10 protein-coding genes and 2 pseudogenes are annotated in these 19,171 nt (G+C 64.5%); 4 read left to right on the top strand and 8 right to left on the bottom strand.

Annotated features, from left to right (window positions below):
• Positions 1 to 31: 31 nt before the first annotated feature.
• The 7 genes and pseudogenes from M2334_RS02820 to M2334_RS02795 all read right to left on the bottom strand — a co-directional run bounded on the left by M2334_RS02820 (position 32) and on the right by M2334_RS02795 (position 13,024).
• Complete coding sequence (locus M2334_RS02820) at positions 32 to 2,152, bottom strand: putative Ig domain-containing protein (RefSeq protein ID WP_264604743.1); 2,121 nt, start codon at positions 2,150 to 2,152, stop codon at positions 32 to 34.
• Between the two features lie 100 nt (positions 2,153 to 2,252).
• Positions 2,253 to 6,635: a putative Ig domain-containing protein gene (locus tag M2334_RS02815; protein WP_264604742.1), complete on the bottom strand. Its 4,383-nt coding sequence runs from the start codon at positions 6,633 to 6,635 to the stop codon at positions 2,253 to 2,255.
• A 54-nt stretch (positions 6,636 to 6,689) separates the two neighbouring features.
• Entirely contained in the window at positions 6,690 to 7,901 is a 1,212-nt protein-coding gene (locus tag M2334_RS02810) for an HlyD family efflux transporter periplasmic adaptor subunit (protein ID WP_264604741.1), read from the bottom strand.
• Positions 7,898 to 8,563, bottom strand: a pseudogene (locus M2334_RS16695) (ATP-binding cassette domain-containing protein); the annotation flags it as partial. The pseudogene M2334_RS16695 and the gene M2334_RS02810, both read right to left, overlap by 4 nt.
• Positions 8,564 to 8,800: 237 nt before the next feature.
• Positions 8,801 to 9,574, bottom strand: a pseudogene (locus M2334_RS16690) (ABC transporter transmembrane domain-containing protein); the annotation flags it as partial.
• Positions 9,575 to 10,122: 548 nt separating this feature from the next.
• Positions 10,123 to 11,490, bottom strand: a complete 1,368-nt coding sequence (locus M2334_RS02800; protein ID WP_264606024.1) for a TolC family protein — start codon at positions 11,488 to 11,490, stop codon at positions 10,123 to 10,125.
• A gap of 226 nt (positions 11,491 to 11,716) precedes the next feature.
• A complete protein-coding gene (locus tag M2334_RS02795) occupies positions 11,717 to 13,024 on the bottom strand; it encodes an EAL domain-containing protein (protein ID WP_264604739.1) in 1,308 nt (435 codons plus the stop codon).
• A gap of 149 nt (positions 13,025 to 13,173) precedes the next feature.
• On the opposite strand from M2334_RS02795, the gene M2334_RS02790 reads away from it, so the two are divergent.
• The 3 genes from M2334_RS02790 (at position 13,174) to M2334_RS02780 (ending at position 16,953) form a co-directional block, all read left to right on the top strand.
• Positions 13,174 to 13,818, top strand: coding sequence for a tyrosine-type recombinase/integrase (locus M2334_RS02790; protein ID WP_264604738.1), 645 nt, complete (start codon positions 13,174 to 13,176; stop codon positions 13,816 to 13,818).
• Positions 13,819 to 14,729: 911 nt separating this feature from the next.
• Positions 14,730 to 16,391 (top strand): FAD-dependent oxidoreductase, encoded by a 1,662-nt coding sequence (locus M2334_RS02785; RefSeq protein ID WP_264604737.1) that lies wholly within the window; start codon positions 14,730 to 14,732, stop codon positions 16,389 to 16,391.
• Positions 16,392 to 16,467: 76 nt separating this feature from the next.
• Complete coding sequence (locus tag M2334_RS02780; protein ID WP_264604736.1) at positions 16,468 to 16,953, top strand: DUF3237 domain-containing protein; 486 nt, start codon at positions 16,468 to 16,470, stop codon at positions 16,951 to 16,953.
• Here M2334_RS02780 and M2334_RS02775 read toward each other — a convergent pair.
• A complete protein-coding gene (locus M2334_RS02775) occupies positions 16,946 to 17,491 on the bottom strand; it encodes a MarR family winged helix-turn-helix transcriptional regulator (protein ID WP_264604735.1) in 546 nt (181 codons plus the stop codon). The two genes, M2334_RS02780 and M2334_RS02775, sit on opposite strands and share 8 nt — an antisense overlap.
• Before the next feature lie 213 nt (positions 17,492 to 17,704).
• Here M2334_RS02775 and M2334_RS02770 point away from each other — a divergent pair, with 213 nt between their 5' ends.
• Positions 17,705 to 19,081, top strand: a complete 1,377-nt coding sequence (locus M2334_RS02770) for a spinster family MFS transporter (protein ID WP_264604734.1) — start codon at positions 17,705 to 17,707, stop codon at positions 19,079 to 19,081.
• Positions 19,082 to 19,171: the final 90 nt, after the last annotated feature.

Here is a 19,171-nt window from a genome sequence, read left to right as displayed (position 1 = left end):
CGGGCCAGATTTCGATCTGGCCCGGCATGATTTAACCGCCTACAAAAAGAGCTGTTTGTGACTGTAGGAAAGCCTGCGCAGCGGCCGGCGAATCTTGCCACTCGCCACCGATATCGAGATCGATCCAGGCTTGGCTACTGTTTGGGAATGGCGCAGTTGCGCTGTAGGTGCCGAAGTCGACGCGCGTGTCATTCGGGTTGGCGGCATCGCCGCTTCCGAACGAGGTGCTTGCGAGATCCCACCCACTCGTTCCGTTGTGCTGGTTGTCCAGATAGACGAGATCGTCAGCGCCAAAATTGGTCGCGCGGACCCAAAAGTCCCAGGTACCGACCACGCTCGAATCGTCCCTGTCCGTCACAATCAGCGCATAACCATCCGCGGCAAGGCTACCGATCGACGTGGCAGCCGAGACCGCCGTGTTGCCAATACCGTCGAGGCCGACCCATTTGTGGCCTGCGGTCAGAGAGCCATCCGCCACCATGGTCTGCGAAGCCGCAGCGCCGGTAACGAGCGCGGCTCCGGTGCCGCTGGTGTTGGGCGTGACGGTCGAGAAGGTCGCGCCGCTGAGCAAGGCCGCATTGCCGAGACCCGAGGTCGCGCTAACGAGCAGGCCCGCATCGATCTCGACATGATAATTGTTCGAGAAATCGAGATCATATTTGGGATTGATGATCAGCTTGTCGCCCGAAATGGTGAGGACATCCGCAATGGCGACGGTCGCACCGTTCCAGGTCGCCGAGACCTCGCCGTCGACGACGGTGACGACCAACGTTTGTGTGTTGTCGATCGCTTCACCCAACGAGCCGGAATATCCCGCCTTAGCGGACGTGTTGGCATCGTTGACGATCTTGATCTCATAAACGCCGTCGACAGCGGTCAGAGCGATGTCCTCGCTCGAGGTGAAGACGAGGTCGGACCGCACATCAAGGTTGGTCACGCCATCGACATTGGTCGAAAGCAGCGGCACAGGATGCGCTTCGATGGTGAAGTCGTCGGATGCCGACAGGCTCCCATCCGAGGCCGTGACGCGAACGGTGATCGGATTGGCCAGTGCCGGCGCGGACGTGGACGAGAAGGTGCCGGTCGCGCCATCGAAGCTCAGCCAGGACGGCAATGCGGAGAGATTGCCCTGCGCATCGACCAGCTGCGCCGTGTAGGTCAGCGCATCTCCATCCGGGTCCGTGAAACTTCCGGCCGCGATGCTGTAAGTGAACGCCTGCCCCTCGACCGTCATCTGATCGACAAGTGCCTCTGCAAGCACCGGCGCCTCGTTGAGACCGGGCGTGATCGTCGTTGCGTCGTAGCCGGAGATAGCCGCAATCGCGACGTTGGCGTCCGCCTTCACAGCCGTGCCAGCAACCTGCGAGCGCACGGCGCCGTCAGCAAAGACGAGGAGATCGTTGAGCGCATTGCCGGCGGCCGAGACGACAACTGTTTCGAGCTGACCGCCAACTGTCCGGGCCAAGGTCATCTTCGAGCCCGAGACCACTTTGGTGTAATCGGCCCAGTGACCACGCATGTAGACAATATCGGTGCTGTTTCCGAGCGCCGAGGCATCGACCGTCGCACCATCAGAGACGTAAACGACATCGACGCCGGCATTGCCCAGCACCTGAAATTTCATGCCCGGTTTGGACAGCGCAATCGTCTCGCCAGTCCCGTCGAAAGACACGACCTTGACCGTCGCGGACAGGACTGCCGCCGGCGCGGCCGGGCCGCTCGGCGCGACAGATGTCTCGCCGGACGGCACCGGCAATGGGTCACCCTTCGAGACATGATTGTACACCGCATTGGCCGCCACGCTGCCATCCGAGAACACCAGCACATCAGGGGTCGTCGCGGAGTTAGCGCCGGCGAGACTGACCGTCTCCACTTTGCCCTGAGCCGTCCGCGTCAGCGTGAGCGTCGCGCCAGATCTGGTGAGCGTATAGTCGGCCAGTGCCCCTTCAAAATATATGCGATCTGCGCCCGCACCCATGCTGAGGGAATAAGTCGCGCCCGGTCGGACGAAGACGGCATCGACCAGAGCCGAACCGAGAAACTGCATCTCCTGCCCGTCCAGCGAAAGCGTACCGTAATTCAGTCCGAAGTCGATAATGTTGGAATTATCGGCAGCAGTGCTCATAATGATATATTTTGAAGTCGTGGCCATTTTTTGCCCCCTACGAAAGTAAAATTGAATATTTCGTCTTTCGATTATCCCACAGGTCCCAGTGTTCAGGGCCGGATGCTCATCCGGCCCTGATGGATATTCACCCGCCTACGAAAAGCGGCGTCGCAGATTGGAAATAAGTCTGAACAGCGTCAGGCGTTTCACGCCATTCACCACCAATATCGAGGTCGATGTACGACTGGCTGCTGTTCGGGAACGGCGCCGTCACGTTGTAAGTGCCGAAGCCGACGCGCGTATCGTTGTCATTGGGCGAATCGCCACTGGCAAAGGATGTGGTAGACAAATCCCAGCCCGCAGTGCCGTTCTGCTGATTATCGAGATACACCAGATCGTCGGCACCGAAGTCGGTCGCCCGCACCCAGAAGTCCCAGGTGCCGATGTCAGCGGAGGCGTCGCGGTCACTGACCACCAGCGCATAGCCCGCGGCAGACAGGCTGCCGATGGACGTAGCCGAGGCAACCGCCGTGTTGCCGACGTTATCGATCCCCACCCACTTATGGCTGGCAGCTAGCGTGCCGTCTGCATGCATGATCTGCGAGGCCGCTCCGCCCGAGACCAGCGCTGCCCCCGAACCGGTGGTGTTGGGCGTGACGGTCGCGAAGGTCGCACCGCTCGCCACCGCCGCGTTGCCAAGGCCAGAGGTCTGCCCGATGAACAGTCCCGCGCCGATCTCGACATGGTAATTGTTCGAGAAATCGAGGTCGTAGACCGGATCGATGATCAGCTTGTTGCCAGAGACGGAGAGTACGTCGTTGACGTTCACCGTCGCGCCGTTCCACTTGGCGGAAGCCACCCCGCCGCTGACAGTGACGACCAGCGTCTGCGTGTTGTCGACGGATTCCCCGAGTGTGCCGGAATAGCCCGTCTTCGATCCGCTGTTGGCATCATTGACCAGCTTGATCGTGTACGTGCCGTCGACCGTCGTCAGTGCGATATTCTCGCTCGCGCTGAAGACCACGTCGGACCGCACATCCAGATTGGTGACGCCATTCAGGTTGGTGGAGAAGACCGGCACAGAGGCCTGCGAGACGGTGAAATCGTCCGAGACCGACAGGCTGCCGTCGGACGCGGTCACCCGCACCGTGATCGGGCTGGCGAGCGCCGGCGCGGACGTCGAGGAGAATGTGTGGGTCGCCGCATTGAAGGTCAGCCAGGACGGCAAGGCCGACAGGGCGCCGCCGCTGCCCACCAGCTGAGCCGTGTAGGTCAGGGTCGTGCCGGCATCCACGTCCGAGAAGCTGTTGGACGGCACGGTGTAGCTGAACGCTTGCCCCTGCACGGTCGCCTGATCTGCGAGCGGATGCGCGACGACCGGCGCTTCATTGACGTTGGCCAGGTTTACCGTGACGGCCTGCGACGTCATGTTGCCCGCCAGGTCCGTCATGTTGACGTTGATGGTGTAGCTGTGGGCCTGCGTCTCGTAATCGCGCGGTGCGGCAAAGCTCAGCGCCCCTGAAGAACTCAGCGTGAACAGGCCAGCATCGCCGCCGGGCGCCAGGGCCCAACTCACCGCTTCGCTGGCGGAGAGGGTCCCCACCGCAGTGGCGTTCTCGTTCACGGTGAGCGTCGCGCTGGTGAGGGCAGGCGCCGTGCTGTCGACAACGAACGGCAGCGCCCCGTAGGTCACGAGCTGACCTGAGTCCGAAGAGACCGGCTCGCCGGACACCAGACCCGTCACGTCCGTGAAGTTCAGTGCCAGGATTCGCACTTCCGTGGTGTCCGTCACCGGCACTTGAGCCGTGAACACCAGCTTCGTCGGGTCGTTCAACGCGGCCGTGGCGGCTCCGTCCAAAGTGGCTGTCGCAAGATATGTGTTGGTCGCAACGAACCGCAGCACAACCTCTGGAACAGGGCTCGACGGATAAGTGACCCCCTCGCTGAGCGTGACCGTGAACGTCACGGTGCTCGCTCCCATCGCAACCGCCTTGTTCGCGACGATTTCCGTGACGACCGGCGCGCTCGCGATCGACAGGGTAAAATCGTCGGTGGCGGTGAGGCTGCCATCGGACGCTGTCACGCAGATCGTGATCGGGTCGGTCAGCGCTTGGGCGGCCGTGGAGCTGAGGGTGCCCGTCTGCGCATTGAACGTCAGCCAGCTCGGCAGGGCCGAGACATTGCCTTGCGCATCCACAAGCTGCGCGGCGTAGGTCAGCGTATCGCCGTCGACATCGTAAAAGGCGTCGCTGGGGATGATGTAGCTGAACGGCTGATTGGCCGTGGCGACCTGATCAGCGAGCGGATGATCCAGAACCGGCGCTTCGTTGACATTGCCGACGTTCACGGTGACCGCCTGAACGCTCTGATTGCCCCAGAAGTCCGTCGCTGTGACCTCGATCGACCAGCTGGCGCGATCCTCATGATCAAGGGTCTGAACCGTCTTGATCACGCCGGTCTGCGGATCGATGGTAAAGAAATCCGCGATGTCATAGGCGGCAAAGGGCGCGGGACCGCTGCCCCAGGCGATCGAATAGCTCGTCTTGCCCGAGGGATCGGAGGCCGTCGCGGTGTAGAGCAGCGTACCGGGGGCCGCCGTTTCGAGGACGGACACGCTGACCGTGCTGCCGTCGCTGAATGCCGGCCCGGTCGTGTCGTTGATCATGCCGAGTTGCTGCAATTGGGCCTGCGGCAGCGAGGCATTGGCCAAGGCCGGATTGACCTGGGTGACATCGTGAAAACCCTGGATCAGAATGTCGGCGAGCAGCTGGCCCTGCGCCTGTCCCAGATCGGCCAGCGTGGTGTTGGCGCCCTTGGCGGTGGTGGTGATGGCATCGACGATCTGCTGGATCGCCTGATCCAGCGTGAGGCCTTCACTGTGCGCCCAGCCCTGAAGCGCGGCGAGGTAGACGCCGTAAACGTTCGCGGACGCGGCAGTGTTGGCCCCATTGCTGTCGATGACCAGCTTTGCGAGCTGCGCTGGCAGCGACGTATCTACATCGTCGGTGAACAAGGTGGCGACGGTGGCATTGGCCTGCGTGACAGCTGTCGCGGTCAGACCGGTCATGTTCGAGCTGCCGCTCGCAAGCCCCATGAGACGCGCCGCAGCCTCGGTGAACGGCGTGATGTTGACGACAAGATCCTGACCGGCCTCGATCGTCGTAACGACACGCAGCGCCACGTCGATGTCCGCCTGCAGACCGGTCGCTTCGTTCAGATAGCCTTGGGCGTTCGCGAGCGGGTCGGTCGCGACGACCATGACGTAGCCGGTATAGCCTTTGACGGCGATACTGAACGCGCCATTGGCGTCGGTGACGCCGGAGCCGAGGAGCGTGCCGTCTTCCTTATAGGCCTTGATCTCGATGCCGGCGCCAGTCGGCCCGGCAAAGACGGAGCCGGTGATATAGTTATTGCTGTCGATCGTAACCGGTCGTGAGCCTGTTGCGGAGATATTGCCGGCGGCGTCGGTGGCCTTGGCGGTGACGGTATAGGCGCCGTCGGCGGGCAGTTCGTTGGCAGCAAAGCTGGCCGTCCAGGTGCCATTGGCGGCGGTGGTGACCGTCTTGCTGGCGGTGCCCCAGGTGATCGTGATGCTGGTGCCGGCCTCGGCCGTGCCCGAGACGCTGACCGGTGCCTGGGTTTCGGCTTGGTTGACCAGATCATCACCGGCGACCGCATTGATCACCGGTGCGGCGGCGGCGGTCTTGTCGACCGTGATGGCGTTGGCGATCTTGCCGGCCTCGCTGGTCTTGCCACTGGTCGCGTCCTTCTGGCGAACCTGCACAGCGCCGGCGGCGTAGCTGCCCTCGGCCAGCGTGAAGCTGGTGCCGGTGCCGGCGGTCCAGGTCGAGCCGCCATTGGTGGAGTATTCCCAGGCATTGGTGCCGGTGATGGCGGAGACGTTGATCGTGCCGTCCTGGGTGATGTAGTCGGTCGCCGAAGCGCCGGTGTCGGTCTTCAGCGCGAGCTTGGGCGCAGCGATGCTCGCCTCGTCGCTGCCGCCGCCGAAGATCGCGAACCCGGCGCCGATCGCACCGGCAGCGCCCAGCACATAAAAGGCGGGCGTGGAGAAGAAGCTGCCCGATCCGCCGCCAGCGCCGGCGCCGGCAGCACCCTGGGCATAGACGCGATCGGCCCACTGGCCTTCGCCGACATGACCCTGTCCACCGGCGGCCGAGGCCTGCACGGCGCTTTCGGGCTGGTCGGCATCGTCGGCCTGCGCGGTGTCGGCATCCTTCTGGTCGCCATTTTGGGCGGCTTCGTCCTCGTCGTCCTTCTTGTGCGTCCTGGCCTTCACCTTCTTGGGCGTGGCGCTGTGCGCGGCAAGGGTCGCGTGTGAGGCCGCGGGCGCCACAGGTGCATGACCGGCGGCGGCCTGAGCGGAGGGAGCCGCTGCAGCTTTGGCCACAGCCTGGGCCTGCTCGGCCGGAACGGCTGCGTTTGCCGGAAGCTCTGCCTGCATCTCTGCCTGCATCTCTGCCTGCATCTCTGCCTGCATCTGGGCCTGCGTCTCGCTCTTGTTGGTCATGTCATTGGCTCCCTGTATTCCAAGCTGTGTCTTCAAAGCTGTGTGCGGTTGAGGTCAGCGCTCGCCGAGCGCCTCATCGACGGTTTTGGTGATGGGTTTGGTGAGGTAGGTGAGCACCGAACGCTTGTGGGTGCGCACTTCCACGGTGGCGGTCATGCCGGGGCTGACCTGAATGGGCTTGCTGCCCGCGTTACCCGCGCCGCGATCCTTCAGGCGGATGTGGACGCGGTAATAGAAGTGCTCGCTGCCCTGCGGCCCGGGTTCGCTCAGCGCATCCGGGCTGATGTAGACGACCTCGCCGGCAAGGCTGCCGTAGATGCTGGGATCATAGGCATCGAGCTTGACCTGCGCGGACTGGCCGACCTTGACCGAGCCGAGATCGGCCGGGCTGAACTTGGCCTCGACGATCAGTTCGCTGGTCGTGGGCAGCATCTCCATGATCGCATCGCCCGGCCGCACCGAGGCGCCCAGCGTGGTCACGTTGATCTTGCGGATCTGCCCGTCATGCGGCGCGCGCAGCTCGGTAAAGCCGAACACCGCCGAGCGCTCGCGCAGCGCCTCTTCCTGCGTCGCGAGATCCTCCTCGGCCTTGGTCATCTCGGCCTGGGCGTCCTGGAAGTATTTGTTGCGGGCATTGACGATCTGCCCGTCGAGCTCGGCCACACCCCGCTTGAGGCGGATCACCTCGGCCTGCCCGACATCGCCCGCCTCCAGCAGCGGCTGCGTGATGTCGAGCTCGGCCTGCACGAGCCGCCGGCTCTGGACCAGCGCGCCAATGCCCTCGTTGAGCGCCTGGCGGCGCCGGTTGAACAGATCGGTCTGGTTCCTGCGGAACGCCGGATAGGCTTCCAGCTCGGGCGGGAACACCAGCGCCTGCCTGTAAACCTCGGCCCGCAGCCGGGCGAGCGTCGCCTTGAGCGCGGCCACCTTGTTGCGGCTGTCGTCATAGGCGGCCGAGGCGCGGCTCTGGTCCATGAGAGCCAGCAGCTGGCCCTTGCGGACCATCTGCCCTTCCTCGACCTTCATCTCGGCCAGCACGCCGCTGTCCGCCGCCTGGATGACCTGCGTGCGGGCCAGCGCGATCACCTGTCCCCGGGCGCGGGCCAGCTGGTCGATCTGCGAGACGCTTGCCCAGATCAGCAGCGCGATGATGCCAAGGCCGGTGATCACGATGAACCAGCCCCCCGGCCCCAGCGGAAGCCGGGCCAGCTGCTGGCGCACGCTGCCCAGGCCCGCGCGCATCGCCCTTGGATCTTCCATCTTCATGCCACGCTTCCCTTGTGATGCTCAGCTTGCGCTGCCGGACCCTGCCGCAGCCGCTCGATCACCGCGTCGCGCGGGCCATCGAGCGCGATGCCCTGCGGGGTCAGCACGATCAGCCGGTCGATGAGCTCGAGCAGGCGCAGCTTGTGGGTGACCAGCACCAGCGTCTGGCCAGGCTGAACCGCCGCGCGCAGGGCCGAGAGGCAGCGCTCCTCGGTGCCATCGTCCATCGACGAGGTCGGCTCATCGAGCAGCCACACCTGCGGACGCGCGAGCAGCAACCGGGTCAGCCCGATAAGCTGGCGCTGACCGCCCGACAGGCCCCCGCCGCCTTCGGCAATGCGCAGATGCACACCCTCGGGACGCCCGGCGAGGAAGCCGGCAAGACCAGTCGCCTGGATCGCTGCGACCAGCTCCTCATCGCTCACATAAGGCAGGCCCATGGTGAGGTTGTCGCGCAGCGTGCCGCTGATCATCCGTGCCTGCTGGGGCAGATAGCCGATCAGCTCGGCCCGCCGCTCGCTGGCGATATGCTGCAGATCCAGGCCATCGAGCAGCACATGCCCCCGCTCGGGCTTGACCAGCCCGGCGAGCAGCTTGAGCAGCGTGCTCTTGCCCGATCCCACCGCGCCCAAAATGCCGACCCGCTCGCCCGGCGCGATGGTCAGCGCCGGCAGCTTGAGCGGCGCAGGCTGCGAGGCCCAGGCGAACTCCAGATTGGCGACCTCGACCCGGCCCTGGATCGCATCGGGCACCAGCGGCGCATCGATGCCGTCATTGTCCTGCTCCGAAGCGTAAAGCCGCTCGAGATTGTCGAGCGCGACCTTGGCATTGGCGCCCTGCACCAGCAGCCCAGGAATGGCGTTGACGGGGGTGAGGACCCGGCCCGAGACGATCGAGCAGGCGATGATCGCGCCCACGGTCAGGCTGGTGGTCGTCGCGGCCAGATAAGCGCCGGTCGCCACCATGCTGACATAGCTGATCTGCTGGACCAGGCCCGAGATATAGCCGGCCGTCTCGTTGAGATGGCGGATTTCGGTCATCTCGTCGGCGGTCCGGCGCGAGAGATCGTTCCAGCGGTTGCGCATCTGCCATTCGCCGCCGCTCGCCTTCAAAAACTCGGCGCCCTGGATCGTCTCGACCAGCAGGCCATAGCGCTGGTTACCGACCAGATTTTCCCGCGCGCTGTGCGCCTCGATCGCCCGGCGCGAGCGCAGCCCGGCAGCGACCGCCACCACGAACGCCAGGGCCGGCACCGCTGCCACGAACGGCCCGCCGATGAGGAAGATGACCGCCAGGAAGAACAAGGCGAACGGCACGTCGGTGAACAGATAGAGCTTGCGCGCGACGATGAACGCCCGCACCCCCTCATAGCCGCGCACCTGCGCCGCGAACGTCCCCACGCTCGGCGGATATTGGTCGAGCCGCGTCGAGAGCATCCGCTGGAAGACGCTCATCGCCGCCTCCAGATCGATGCGATGCACCGCCTTGTCGACAATGGCCGAACGCGCCAGCTTGAGCGCGAACTCAATGCCGATGGCGATCGCCGTGCCGACCGTCAGCACGATCAGCGTCGAGACACCGCCCTGCCCGATCACCCGGTCATAAACCTGCATCGAGTAAAGCGAGGTTGCCAGCACCAGGATGCTCGCCAGCGTCGAGGCCAGCGCCGCCATCACCACCCAGGATTTGTCGACGGCCATGATCGCCTCGAACACGCCCTTGGCGGTGCGCGCATGGGCGATCTCGCCACGCGGGGTGACGCCGGCGAACATCGTGCCTTCGGGCCATGCCGCCATCCGCTCGCGACCCTGCGGCCCCTCGCACAGCCAGGTGCCGTCGTTGCTCAGGCTCAGCACCATGCGATAGCCGGCGCCTGGCACCAGCGCGATCATCGGCAGGTCCGCCTCATGCGGTTCGCGCCGCCAGCGCGAGAGCTTGAGCCGCAGCGTCTCGCACAGCGCCAGCGCCGCGCGCGCCGCAATGCGGCTTTCCTCGCCCGGAGCGCCTGCCCCCGATGCGCCAGCACTGAACAGCGCGCGGATGCGGCGACCGTCGCGCCGCGTCAGACCGCCCTGGCACGCGAGCGCCGTCGCCAGGCGCCCGCCCAGCCAGATCACGCCATCGGCAAAGGGCGTCGCGGGCGGCGGCCCCATGAAGAGGACGTCCTCGGACGCACTCTCAGGCGCGCCGGCGGGAGTCTCGGCCGGTGAAGGCCCTGCAATCAGTTCCATGGGAAGGCCCCTTCCTTGAGGCGCAAGCGGTAGCGGGCGATCAAAAGCTGGACCTGCGCATCGCTCAGGCTCCGCTCGATGTCGGTCTGCTCTCGGGTGACATTGAGAACGTCCAGCCAGCTGCGCTTGCCGGCCAGGAACATCCGGTTGTAGGATTCGAAGGTCTGCTGCTGCACGCCCCGGCTGACCTGCAGCTCGCGCACCAGGCTGCGCGCCGCGCGCCAGCTCGCCAGATCCGCCGCGACCTCCGCCGTCAGATCGGCCCGATAGGCATCGCGAGCATTGCGCGCCGCGCTCTCCAGTGCCTGCGAGGCGCGGATGCGCTCCACCGAGGCGAGCCCGGAGCCGAAGGCGAACTTCACGCCGACCACGACCCGCGTGTCAGGCAGCGCCGAGGCATAATAGCGATCGTCCGAGAAGCGCTGTTCGGCCCGCGCATAGATGGTCGGCATCATCGCCCTGGACGCCACCCGCGCCTCGGCCTTCGCCACCCCGATCTCCTGCTCGGCCCGCAGCAGCGCCGGGTTGGTCTCGATGCTGCGTGCCAGCAGGTCCTCGCTGCGCACATCCAGCGGCTCGTCGCCTGCCGCCACGTCGAACGCGATCCGCGCCGGATCGATCGGCCGCCCGGTCAGCTGGCTCAGCGCCTCGGCCGCGGATTGCTCGATCGCCTGATAGTTGGTCAGCGTGTTGCGCGAGAGGCTCAGCCGGGTGAGCACCAGATTATGATCGACCGGCGCGGACAGGCCTGTGGCCACCCGCCGGCGCATCATGCCTTCCAGCGCTTCCAGCCGGGCAATGTCGGCCGCATAGACCTGCGCGCCCAGACGCGCCGCCACGAACCGGCCATAGCTGTCGATCACCCGCAACGCGACCTGGTAGCGGGTCGCGTCAACCGCCGCTTCCGCCGAGGAGAGCCGCGCCTTGGCGGCATCGACGTTCGCACCGATCCGCCCGAAGGTCCAGACCGGCTGCGTCAGCGTGCCGGTGACGACATAGCCCCGCCGCCCCCGCTCGCTCTCGAACGCCGGCTCGGGAAAATACGCCCAGCGCGCACTCGCCACCTCATAAGCCGACGCCCGCGCGCCATCGGTCTGCGACAATACCTGCGGATTGGCCCGCGCCGCCTGCGCCATCAGATCATCCAGCGACAAAGAGGACGGCTCAGAAACCTGGCCCGGCGCTGCGGCCACGACCGCCGGCGCGCGAACATCGCCCTGCTGCGCAAATGCCGTAGGCGGAACCGCAAGCACCGCCCCCAGCACAGCGCAGCCGATCAGCCCGCCCCCGCGCCCTGCGGGACCGCGCAAACCACGACACAGCGTCGCAGCGCGCCTCGTCCCAACCCCCTCAAACATCGAAATCACCCCGAATATCCTGATCTTGTGCCGACATCGCCAACCACCCCGCGCCAAAGCTACGAAGCGACCCGCACAACCAGTTGAAGAAGAAGCCACCACAGCAGCAGACTGACCGGAGCACCCAGGAGAATGCCCCGCGCCAGCGAAGGCTGGACCACATCCGGCGCAGCCCAAGGATCACCGAGGGGCGTGCCTGTCCGGGCACGAACATCCGCAAGGCCGCTCATCCGACCGCCCTCCGCGTTTCGGACCAGCCGGCTTGCGGCTGATCGAACAGCGTCAGCACATTGGTGCCGCCCATAGGACCGGACCAGGAGCGGACGACGGAGGGATAGCCCGTGTGATAGCCTTGCAGCCACACAGCGCCGGCGCGCAGGGCCAGATCGGCCTCGGCGCGCGTTTCCACGCCCTCGACCACGACATCGCGGACAAAGCTGCCCGCCAGGCCGATCAGATGATGCAGTGCCACGCGATCCGGCTCGGAGCCGATCGCTCGGCGCAGGAAGAAGGCGTCGATCTTGATAATGTCGGGCTGCAGCGCCAGCAGCGAACGCAGCGAGGCATGGCCAACGCCGAAATCGTCCAACGCGACCCGCACGCCGAGCTTGCGCAACCGCGCGGCAAAGCATGTCGCCTCGCCAATATCCGGATAATGCGCGGTCTCGGTGATCTCGATAACGAGACGCCGCGCGACGGACGGCATATCGCGCAGGCGCGGCATCAGCTCATCCCACCACCCACCGGGACAGGCGCTGTGCGCGGAGATATTGGCGCCCAGGCACACGTCGGGATCGCGCTGCAGTTCCTCGATCACCGTCGAGACCACATAATGATCCAGCACGCCGACCATGCCCAAGCGCTCCAGAGCGCCGATGGCGGGGCCGGCCGTCTCCTGACGCCCGTCCTCGAGCATCCGCAGCAGACATTCATGATAGAGCACGGCATCGCCCTGCGCGCCGCTGCGCACCGGCTGCCAGACCGGGAGCAACCGCCCGTTCGCCAGCGCCGAAAGCAGGGACGCAGCCTGCGCCATGTCGGCCCGGTAACGCAACGCCCAGTCGGCCTGCGTATCGATCGCGTTGCCGTTGAAGCGCTGGGTCGTCAGGCGATGCGCCAGATCGTCCCGCGCTGCGCCAAGATCGGCATCGGAATGGACATCGGGCAGCAGGGACCAGGCTGCACTGACAGCCAGGCGCAGATCGGCATTGCCGTGAATGAGCGGGCGGCCAGCGACCGCGACCGCAAAGCGCCGGGCGAAGTCCGCACATGCCGCGTTGGTGAAGGCTTGGCCAAAAGCCGTCGGCGACCAGACCACCGCCGTGATCAAATCATCGCAGACCGGCATCACGACGCCGTCGCCGCCGAGCACCTCGCCGAGCAGAGCGGCCAGCAGAGCGCGCGCGCCTTCACGCACAGCTTCGCCATAAGCCTGGGCAAGGTGGGACAGGTTATCGATCCTGAACCCCACCATCACGAGTTCGGGTGCCGGCCCCACCGAAAGGTTAACCGGCACCCCGAAATCGTCTGCCATCCGTTGCGCCATATTCAGCATCCCAAACCCCTCTGAGTCCGTGACAGAATACTGAATACTGTTTCAAATGACTGTTTTTGCATCCTTTTGCAGTGCGGAAACGCCCGGATGGCGGTCCCGGCGGCGGCTCTCCGAGAGGGAGATGCGCGATGCTGAACATGGTTTACGGCAATGAAGGGCAGCGCAAATATCTGACCCAGGAAGAGCGGGCCGCCGTGCTCGCTTACGCCGCACGCGAAGCGCCCGAGACCTATACCTTCTGCATGGTGCTCGCCGTGACAGGATGCCGGATCTCGGAGGCCCTGGCGCTTACGCTCAGGAGCATCGATCTGCGCTCGCAATGCATCATCATCGAAAGCCTCAAGAAACGGAAAAGGGGGATTTACCGCGCCGTTCCGGCCCCGCTGGAGTTGGTGAAGCTGATCCACAAGGTCCATGGTCGGGGCAATGGCGCGGACGACAGCCTGCTATGGACATGGTCGAGAATGACAGCATGGCGAAAGGTCAACGCCATCATGCAGGCGGTCGGCATCAAGGGAATGCAGGCGACGGCCAAGGGTTTTCGACACGGATTTGGCGTATCGGCCATCCACTCGGGCGTGCCGTTGAACATGGTGCAGAAGTGGATGGGGCACACCGACATCAGCACCACCGCCATCTACACGGGCGCCGTTGGGCGGGAGGAGCTGGAGATTGCGAGCCGCATGTGGGGAAGCAGACCACGCCAGCGGAGTCGGCGCCAAATCGGCCTGAAGGGAGTGACGGGCACGCTCGGAAGCGCCTGGCAGTTGTAAACGGGCAGAAGGTTAAGGGCGTTTGCGCTCTTGGCCTTCTCCTTGCCGGTCAAGGCAGGGGCGAGAAATATTCTATATTTTTCAGAGTGTAAGACGGCGCAGGCCGGCTATCGGCTCGAGCTTAATCGGCGTTAAAAGCAGATCGATAATTAAATAATTTAATGGATTTCGTTGAAGCTGTTGCCAGAAGATACAGTATTCAGTATTTTGTAACGTGTAATTTTATTCATTTTCAATGCCTTACCCGTTTTATGTTGTGATCATCCGACTTTAGACCGGCATGGTGCGACCCAGCAATGCTGCACTGCAAGAAACCCTTAACGACCGGCAGATTTGGAGCCTGACACGGCTCAAATGAACCCTGCCTGTCCCGCATGTCGAGCGCCGTATTTCAGAAGCAGGTCGGATACACGAGACTCCTAACAAATCAGGAATTTCCAGTAAAATTAAATAGAATTAATTATAGGTTAAATATTGCGTACTAACCATTATTGTTGACTATTTTAAACGTTTCCTTCTTCAATCATCAATCTCCTTCCTTTCCAAGATTCCCTTACGTCCGTAGCCATTTTTTTGGACGCCCTGCTTACGCAAGAGAGCAATTAACGCCAAGCTCTTCTCGGTCGTCATCCGTCGGACAAAGTCGCGTCCGCCTACGGAACTGGAACCGAGTCCCCTTGCCGCTGTCAGGAAGATGACGATGCTGGAGAGGCGAATCCCTTGAATCGCTGTCGCCGGACTGATCTTTCCCCAAGCTCGATGGCCCCTGAATGGCCGTGCGGGCGTCGGGTTCCCGGCTCCACTTGCCCTTTGGGGCTAACCCGCTTCAACGCCCTGGAGAGACGAACAAAAAGAATTGATCCCGCTTCCGCATCTGCTATCGGTTTCGTTGATTGCTCAACGAGGGGCGGATGACTGACACCGAAGTTCTGATTATCGGCGCGGGGCCCGTGGGGCTGCTGCTCGCGCTGGACCTGGCGTCAAGGGGTATCCAGGTTGTCGTTGCGGAAATGCGTCCCGCCGGTCAACCACCCAGCGTGAAGTGCAACCATGTGTCCTCGCGCACGATGGAGACGCTGCGCCGCCTCGGCCTGTCGCGGGAGGTGCGCGCGGTCGGCCTGCCGCATGATTACCCCAATGACATCGTGTTCCGCACCCGGATGACCGGCACCGAACTCGCGCGCATCCCCATCCCGTTGCGGCGCAACCGCTATCAGGACAGGAGCGGGCCGGATGGCTGGTGGCCGACCCCCGAGCCGCCGCATCGGGTCAACCAGATTTTCTTCGAGCCGATCTTCTTTGCCCATGCCGCGCAGCACCCGAACATCACGCTGCTCAACGAGACCCGGTTCGACAGCGTGGAGGACGAGGGGGGAAGCGTGCGCGCGCTGCTGATCGACCTGCCCACCGGTACGTCCCGAGAAATCCGCTGCCGCTACATGGTCGGCTGCGACGGGGGCAGTTCAGCGGTGCGCAAGCAGATCGGCGGAAAGCTTGAGGGCGATGCCGTTGTCCAGCGCGTGCAATCCACCCTGATCGACGCGCCCGATCTTCTCGATGCGCTCGGCAGTGGTCCGGCGTGGATGAACTATAATTACAATCCCGATCGCGCCGGCACCGTGCTCGCCATCGATGGCGAGCGGCGGTGGCTCGTCCACAATTATCTGCGGCCCGATGAGGAGACGTTCGAGGAGGTCGACCGGGACCGGTGCATTCGGCACATCCTTGGTGTCGGGCCGGACTTCCCCTTCACGCAACTGTCCAACGAGGACTGGATCGGCCGGCGGCTGGTCGCCGACAGATTCCGCCAAGGCCGCGTCTTCATCGCCGGCGATGCCGCGCATCTGTGGGTGCCTTATGCCGGCTATGGCATGAACGCCGGCATTGCCGATGCCATGGACCTCTCCTGGATGCTTGCCGCAACTCTGCAGGGCTGGGCGCCCGACGGAATCCTCGACGCCTATGTCGCAGAGCGCAAGCCCATCACCGAACAGGTTTCCCGCTTTGCGATGGGCCATGCCAGCGGCGCCATCAAGGAGCGCAATACCCTGCCGCCGGAGATCGAGGACGACACGCCCGAAGGCGAGGCGGCGCGCCAAGCCGTGGGCGCGGCTGCCTATGCGCTCAATGTGCAGCAATATGCCTGCGCCGGGCTGAACTACGGCTATTTCTATGATGCTTCGCCGATCATTGCCTATGATGGCGAGGCTGCGCCGGCCTACACCATGCACGATTACACGCCCTCGACCGCGCCGGGGTGCCGCGTGCCGCATTTCTTCCTCGCGGATGGGCGCTCACTCTACGACCTTTGCGGGCCGGGCTATACGCTGATCCGCATCGATGACGAGGGCGATGCGGCTCCCGACGTCGAACCGCTGGTCGCCGCGGCGCGGGCATGCGGGATGCCGCTTGCTGTCATCAGGGTGGACCGAGCCCTCGATGGCGTGCCGGACGTCTACCGGCACCGGCTGCTGCTGGTCCGACCGGACGGCCATGTCGCATGGCGCGGCGATGCCATCGACGATGCCGCGTCGCTCGTGGATCTGCTGCGCGGCGCGCGAATGACGGCGTAAAACGCCCGTCTGGGGTGTCGCGCTGCGCACGCATGCTCTATAAGTTGATCCATCAACACGAGCTACAAGGACATTCATGACTGACGATCCGCTCGCCCTCCGTTCCGATCATGTCTTCGACATCCGCATCAATTTCGACAAGCGCTGGGCGACGGGCGCGATCCATGCGGGTGGCCCCAATCACGGCTATACGTCCGTGGGCGAAGGCAGCACCGTTTCAGGACCGCGCCTCAATGGCAAGCTGGTCGATTATAGCGGCGCCGACTGGCCGGTGGTCCGCACCGACAAGGTGGTGGAGCTCAATGCCCATTATATGATCGAGGCGGATGACGGCGCGCTGATCTATATCCGCAACCTTGGCTATGTGCACGGTCCGCTGGACTTGCCGGACGGCACCAAGATATCGTCCTATTTCCGCTGCACGCCCTATTTCCGCGCGCCAGACGGGCCGCATGGCTGGCTCAACCGCACCGTGATCGTCGGCGTCGGGCAGCGTCGCCCGAAACTGACGCCCGACGACGCGCCGGACCATTCGCTGTTCCGCTATTACGCGATCATTTAACCGCGTCGGTCGCCACCGGTTGCGAAAGCACGACCAGCTGCTCGCCGATCTTGGCGAGCAGCTGGTTGAGCGTCTCGCACTCCTTGTCGGAGAGTTTCGCGGTCAGCAGTTCGTGGAAGGCTTTCCGTTCGGCCAGCGCCGCGCGGTATCGCTCCAGCCCCACGGGAGTCATCTTGAGAATGGGCGCCCGCCGGTCATGGGGGTTCTCCATGCGCAGCGTATAGCCCTTCTCTTCAAGGGTGCTGACGGCGCGGCTGACTTCAGCCCGGTCGACCCAGGCCATCTCGGCCACCTGCCGCACCGTTCCGCCCTGGTGCATCGTGGCGAGCCGCGCCATCACCCGCCATTCCGCATAGGTGATGTCCTCAATCTCCGCGAGATTGCGAATGGTCAGCCGATCCATGATCTTGGCGATCAGCGTCATCCGGAACGTCGGATAGTTCAGCTCATCAAGGTTCCAGCCGGGGAGTTGGACCTCGTCCGCCGGGCCTGCTTTACGACCGCTCACCTTCGACTGCACTTTCTCATCGCTCATCATTACAATCGCTGCCCCCTTGCCCGGCCCAACCCCCAGGGGTCAAGCTGCGGCCTCCGTGCCCCCAAGCCACGTCGCGAAACCCTACCACTGCAACAATTGCGCGCCAAAAGCAATTCATTGAGTCATCAACAGTCTTGCGTCGCCGACTGGCCGGTCTATACCGTCTGCGCGCCGGCAAGCGCCCTTCGTTCCACCCCCTATTGCGCAGGCCCCATGACCGACGACGCCTCGACCACCCCATCGCAGCGACATTATGGCCCCGGCTATCGCGCCATGCTGCTGGCGCTGATCATGCTGGTCGCCGCCTTCGCCTATATCGACCGGGTGATCGTGCAGACGCTGGGCCAGCCGATCAAGGAGGATCTTGGCCTCACCGATTTCCAGCTCGGGCTGCTGGGCGGGCTCGGCTTTGCCATTCTCTATTCGACGCTGGGCTTGCCGATCGCGCGCCTTGCGGAACGACGCGACCGGATCACGATCATTTCCGTCTCGGTGGGGCTGTTCTCGCTGATGAGCGCGCTGTGCGGGCTATCCGCGAATTTCTGGCAGCTCTTCCTGTGCCGGATCGGCGTCGGCATCGGCGAGGCAGGCGTGCAGGCACCCAGCACGTCGCTCATCGGCGATCATTTCCCGCCGCATCAGCGCGGCTTTGCGATCACCATGATGCGGCTCGGCTCTCCGCTCGGCTCGTTCATCGGCGCGCTGGCGGCGGTGTGGATCGCCAAGGACCATGGCTGGCGGACCGCGATGATCGCGGTATGCGGCCCCGGCCTCGTCGTTGCGCTGCTGTTCCGCCTGTTGCTGCGCGATCCGCCCAGAGGCCTCAGCGATGGCCTGAGCAACGGTGCCCGGCCGACCAGCAAAGCCGCGACCCCGCCCCCGCCGATGGGAGAGGTCATGAGCATGATGGCGCGCAAGGCGGTGTTCCGCAATCTGCTCATCGGCCTCGGCCTCTCCAGCATGGCGCTCTATGCGGGCGGCGCTTTCACGGCGCCGTTCTTCATGCGCGTCCATGATCTCTCGATCACGCAGGCCGGCGTCTATGTGGCGATCATCTCGTCCACGGCGGCCACGGCCGGTATGGTGCTGGGCGGCGTCGGGATCGACTTCATCGCCCGGCGCGGACAGCATTGGTATGCGCTGCTGCCCTTTTGCGGCATCGCCACCAGCGTGCCGCTCTATCTGGTCGGTTATTCGCTGGGCAGCCCGCTGCCGGCGCTCGTCTGCCTGACCGTGGCCGGGGTCTTCCTGTTCTTCTATTCGGTGCCGACCTTGGTCGCCCTGCAGAACCTCGTCGCGCCCAACGCGCGGACGACGGCGGCCTTCATCTACTTCTTCATCGCCACGCTGGTCGGCGTTGGCCTCGGCCCGCCGATCATCGGCCTGGCGAGCGACATCTTCGCAGGTCTTGCAATGCCCGGCTTCATGAGCGTCTGCACGGATGCCCGCCTCACCGGCGCCTGCGCCACCGCCTCGGCCTGGGGTGTGCGCCACGCCCTGCTGGCCAGCATCGCGCTCTATGCGCTGGCTGCCTTCCATTATTGGCGCGCGGCCTGCGCGCTCAAGCGGGACGCCAGCCTATCGGCCTAATCGGACGTAGCCCTAAATCCTGAACCGAGCGCAATTCTCCTTTTCTTGCGGCAAGGGATTGCATCGCCCGAACAATCGACATAGTTGCGA

The organism is Sphingobium sp. B11D3D (assembly GCF_025961755.1).
In the GTDB taxonomy this organism is placed as follows: Bacteria; Pseudomonadota; Alphaproteobacteria; order Sphingomonadales; family Sphingomonadaceae; genus Sphingobium.
The sequence above is the reverse complement of the archived record's forward strand: the minus strand, read 5'-3'. Positions and strand labels throughout refer to the sequence as shown.

Excerpts from the sequence above, each read along its gene's own strand:
- M2334_RS02820 (WP_264604743.1), bottom strand. The coding sequence starts at position 2,152 with ATGGCCACGACTTCAAAATATATCATTATGAGCACTGCTGCCGATAAT.
- M2334_RS02815 (WP_264604742.1), bottom strand. The coding sequence starts at position 6,635 with ATGACCAACAAGAGCGAGACGCAGGCCCAGATGCAGGCAGAGATGCAG.
- M2334_RS02810 (WP_264604741.1), bottom strand. The coding sequence starts at position 7,901 with ATGAAGATGGAAGATCCAAGGGCGATGCGCGCGGGCCTGGGCAGCGTG.
- M2334_RS02800 (WP_264606024.1), bottom strand. The coding sequence starts at position 11,490 with ATGTTTGAGGGGGTTGGGACGAGGCGCGCTGCGACGCTGTGTCGTGGT.
- M2334_RS02795 (WP_264604739.1), bottom strand. The coding sequence starts at position 13,024 with ATGGCAGACGATTTCGGGGTGCCGGTTAACCTTTCGGTGGGGCCGGCA.
- M2334_RS02790 (WP_264604738.1), top strand. The coding sequence starts at position 13,174 with ATGCTGAACATGGTTTACGGCAATGAAGGGCAGCGCAAATATCTGACC.
- M2334_RS02785 (WP_264604737.1), top strand. The coding sequence starts at position 14,730 with ATGACTGACACCGAAGTTCTGATTATCGGCGCGGGGCCCGTGGGGCTG.
- M2334_RS02780 (WP_264604736.1), top strand. The coding sequence starts at position 16,468 with ATGACTGACGATCCGCTCGCCCTCCGTTCCGATCATGTCTTCGACATC.
- M2334_RS02775 (WP_264604735.1), bottom strand. The coding sequence starts at position 17,491 with ATGATGAGCGATGAGAAAGTGCAGTCGAAGGTGAGCGGTCGTAAAGCA.
- M2334_RS02770 (WP_264604734.1), top strand. The coding sequence starts at position 17,705 with ATGACCGACGACGCCTCGACCACCCCATCGCAGCGACATTATGGCCCC.